General features: G+C 38.6%; 5 protein-coding genes and 1 pseudogene. 3 read left to right on the top strand and 3 right to left on the bottom strand.

What is annotated here, in order from left to right:
* From CV014_RS29155 to CV014_RS29165, 3 genes are all read right to left on the bottom strand, one after another.
* Nucleotides 1-317: phycobilisome rod-core linker polypeptide (locus CV014_RS29155; protein WP_236145198.1), on the bottom strand; the 317-nt coding region annotated here is incomplete at its 3' end.
* A gap of 468 nt (nt 318-785) precedes the next feature.
* Entirely contained in the window at nt 786-1277 is a 492-nt protein-coding gene (cpcA, locus tag CV014_RS29160) for a phycocyanin subunit alpha (RefSeq protein WP_103138950.1), read from the bottom strand.
* A 111-nt stretch (nt 1278-1388) separates the two neighbouring features.
* Entirely contained in the window at nt 1389-1910 is a 522-nt protein-coding gene (locus CV014_RS29165; RefSeq protein ID WP_268964964.1) for a phycocyanin subunit beta, read from the bottom strand.
* 746 nt (nt 1911-2656) lie between these two features.
* Between CV014_RS29165 and CV014_RS29170 the strand changes: the two genes are divergently transcribed.
* From CV014_RS29170 to CV014_RS29180, 3 genes and pseudogenes are all read left to right on the top strand, one after another.
* Nucleotides 2657-3037 (top strand): nuclear transport factor 2 family protein, encoded by a 381-nt coding sequence (locus tag CV014_RS29170; protein WP_236145199.1) that lies wholly within the window; start codon nt 2657-2659, stop codon nt 3035-3037.
* Nucleotides 3038-3166: 129 nt separating this feature from the next.
* Entirely contained in the window at nt 3167-3379 is a 213-nt protein-coding gene (locus CV014_RS29175) for a hypothetical protein (protein ID WP_236145200.1), read from the top strand.
* Nucleotides 3380-3446: 67 nt separating this feature from the next.
* Nucleotides 3447-3635 (top strand): annotated as a pseudogene (locus tag CV014_RS29180) (hypothetical protein); the annotation flags it as partial.

The following is a 3635-nucleotide window of genomic DNA, read 5'->3' on the forward strand; positions in this document are numbered from 1 at the left end:
CGACCAAGCAAATGTTTATAATTGAGTTCCGTAAATCGGCTATGAAAGTTATTAGAAAAAAACTTTGACTTGTACAAATCAGACTTTGCTAGCTGTCTTACAAAGTCTTGAACTGTAATATTTCTATTAATCAGCAGTGATTCTAAACTGGTCAAGCGTTCAGATTGTAGTAAATAATCATTACCTAAAACTTGACGATAAATAGCTGCTATTATTTGTTTAATTTCTGCTTGAGTCGCATTAGAACGTAATTCAATCGCCGCAGCGTTACTAAATGCAGAAGTGCCGAGTTTAGATGCTGCTGTCGTAATAGCCATTGCAATATTCTCCTTGTCAAAGGTGCTAGTAGTTAAGAAGCCCGTTTTTAAACTATGGATAAGGTGTGTCAAAAATATCCAAAAATTTTTGTTGAAACTTATTTTATCGATGAATAGATAACAATTTAAAAAGTTTTCTAATGATTAGGAAAAAGCCTTGCGTAATAAATTGAAACGTTATAAATGCTCTCTGTACAAAGATTGTAGGCAATTAAAATTGACCACCAACACAATATGCAGTCAGTATTAAAAACTTTTCCAACTTACCACGCAAATGCTCGACGCTTTTGCAAACTTAACACTCAGTTTTGGTGTAACCAAATTACAGACGGATCAAAATGCTCTGGTAATCTTTTTCATCTCAATCGCATAATTACCAAATTCACTTCTCATCCTAGTTACACAAAACTGCAAAGCTTATGTGGTCAATTAACTCAGCACTCACTGCTGTATTGACGCGGGAAGGTCTTAGCTTAAAGCATTGATAACATAATCAATGTAAGAATTAGCTTCCACAGCAGGATCGCCAGTTAAACCATGATTAGCTTTGATATATTTGAGAGCTTCAATGTACCAACTAGGAGATAGTTCAAAGGTACGGTTGATTTCAGCTAAACCAGCAATCAAATAATCATCGATGGGGCCTGTACCACCTACTACTAATCCGTAAGTGATAATCCGCAAATAATAGCCGATATCACGAACGCACTTGTCTTTCCCAGTTTGGGAAGAAGCATAGTTAGAGCCTGGGGTATTGGTGGTGTAGGGAAACTTTTGGTAAACAGCATTAGCAGCACCTTCAGCCAAGCTAGATGCTTTTTTAGAAAGTGTTTTAGCTGCTTCTAAGCTAACAGATGCTTGACGGAAACGACCGAAAGCAACTTGAATTTCGGTGCTACCTAAAAAACGGCCTTGGGAATCAGCAGCAACAATTGCTTCAGTTAAGGGTGTTTTTGTCATGGCAAGATTTCTCCTAATTTCTTTTAAAAAATTTGTGGGAATAGACTTCTTGCAAAAGTCGCTGTTTGAGTCTGATGAGACTCGGATGCAAGAGGTCTAGTGTGTGCGGTTTTAAGCTACTGCGGCAGCAGCGCGATCAAAATAGGATGCAACTTCAGCAATCAGATTGCTGCAATCACCACGAGTAATCCCGTTGGGGTCGCTAACAATAGCAATAGAAGCTTCTTTTAACTTCTGAATACCAACAGCAACGGAAGCCCCAGGAGTTCCCAAAGCCAAATATGTTTCCCGTAATCCATTGAGGGCGCGGTCATCGAGAACGCTAACATCCCCAGCAAAAATTGCGTAGGTGACATAACGAAGGATGATTTCCAAATCACGCACACAAGCAGCTGCGCGGCGGCTGGTGTAAGCATTTCCACCAGGTGCAATCAGTTGGGGTTGTTCAGCAAACAATGAACGAGCTGCGTTAGCAACAATTGCAGAGGCGTTGCTAGAAATCCGGTTAACAACATCAACGCGCTTGTTACCGTCTTTTACCAAAGCGATGAGAGCATCTAACTGGCCATCGCTTAAATAGTCTCCTCTGGTGTCAGCTTGGGAAACAACTCTGGAAAAAGCATCCTGCACCATAGTTTTAATCTCCTAAATTTTGATTAATGCGGAATTTATTGATTGAGGGTTGCAGTCAGAAATTGAAAACCTGAGCTTTTACTTTTTATCAAACAAATCATTATGTCTAAGTAAGTAATATTTCAATTTCTCAACCACATTAATTTGACGAAAAAGACTAGGCAATTTTTCCAAAATTGGCAGTCTTTCTGTCATTAACAAGAGCAATAAATTCTCTAGTATTTTGAGTTTCTATTGGCTTTGTTTTGTGTTTAACCCTTACAAAATATTTTTATATACTGTTTCGTATAGGATTTTTATTAAGAAATGTTTAGAAAAATTTTAATAGTAGCGAAAAACAAAAACATTATCTATATTTTCAGAATAATAAAATTTTTAATAATCTAAATATATTTGTTAGCAATAAAAATACAAAGACCAAAATGCTTGTACAGCAAGGCATTCAATGAATATTTTATTTAGTCAATGTGCTAAATCGATATAAATTTACTGTCTAATAATGTGCTGAGAAATAATCTTTGATTTTTATAATTAAGAGAAGAAACATATTTTTTTATTCAGAGAATGTATTTGCAAACACTAAAAAAATAGAAAAAAAGCAGTCGTGATTACATTTTTTTCTAAAATATTTACAAACTGTAATAAAAAATATGCCTTGATTAAAAACATAGTAGTAAATATTGAGCTACGTACCATTTCCAAACCGCTATAATATGCGATCGCCGTGAGTAGGTAGGGGAACAGAGGTGACAAACATTCAAATCGCCCAACAAGCTTTTGAAAATTTAGCCACAGGATGGGCAACAGGGGATTTTCAGCCCTTCATTGATATGCTGGCAGATGATGTAGTTTTCTGGCTGCCGGTAGGCAAGCAGCGAGACACAGGCTTTACATACGAAGATAAACAGCAGCTAATTGCCAGACTCCAAGCGCGGACAGTAACAGGCGATCGCCTCATCTTCCATCCCCCTGATCACATCACCAGCAATGAAACTACCGTTACCCTAGAATTTGCCAGTCAAGGGACTATAGGAGAGCAACCCTATCAAAGCCGCAATCTCATTTCCTTCGACATCACAGGGGAGAAAATTTCTGGCATCCGAGAGTATTTTGGCGACATCGATTGATGTTCATTAGGGGTTTAAGGGTTTAAGGGTTTAAGGGTTTAAGGGTGTAGGGGTTTAAGGGTTTAAGGGTTTAAGGGTTTAAGGGTGTAGGGGTGTAAGGGTTTAAGGGTTTAAGGTATTGGGCAGGGATTGAAAAAGAACCCAATACGGTTGTCCCCAGAGGCAGGGCTTTTAACCCAAGAGTTAGGTTGGCGGGGTATAGTTCTTCCCCCTACACCCCTACACCCCTATACCCCTATACCCCTACACCCCTACACCCCTACACCCCTACACCCATCCCAAACGAACTTAGTAATTTGCAAAGTCTGTGCGATCGCTTTGCTCATTGGTGACGCAATCTGAGAAGATCAAATATAGAAATTTAAAATATAGACCTTCTTTTAATCATCTTTAGGAAACACATAAATATATGGCTGATACTCAAGAATCCATGCCCATCGAACAGGCAACCCCTGAAGAACTCACCGAAATTATTTCTGAGTTGGAACAATATCGGGAAAGATTGGTGAATGATACACTATCTATGGCTCAACGCGCCAAAGTGATGAAAGCGCAAGCTATGGCTTATTTAGAGCCGAACTTAGCCCAAATTGATGCC

Origin of the sequence: Nostoc sp. CMAA1605, from assembly GCF_021596505.1 — a bacterium.
GTDB lineage: Bacteria > Cyanobacteriota > Cyanobacteriia > Cyanobacteriales > Nostocaceae > Trichormus.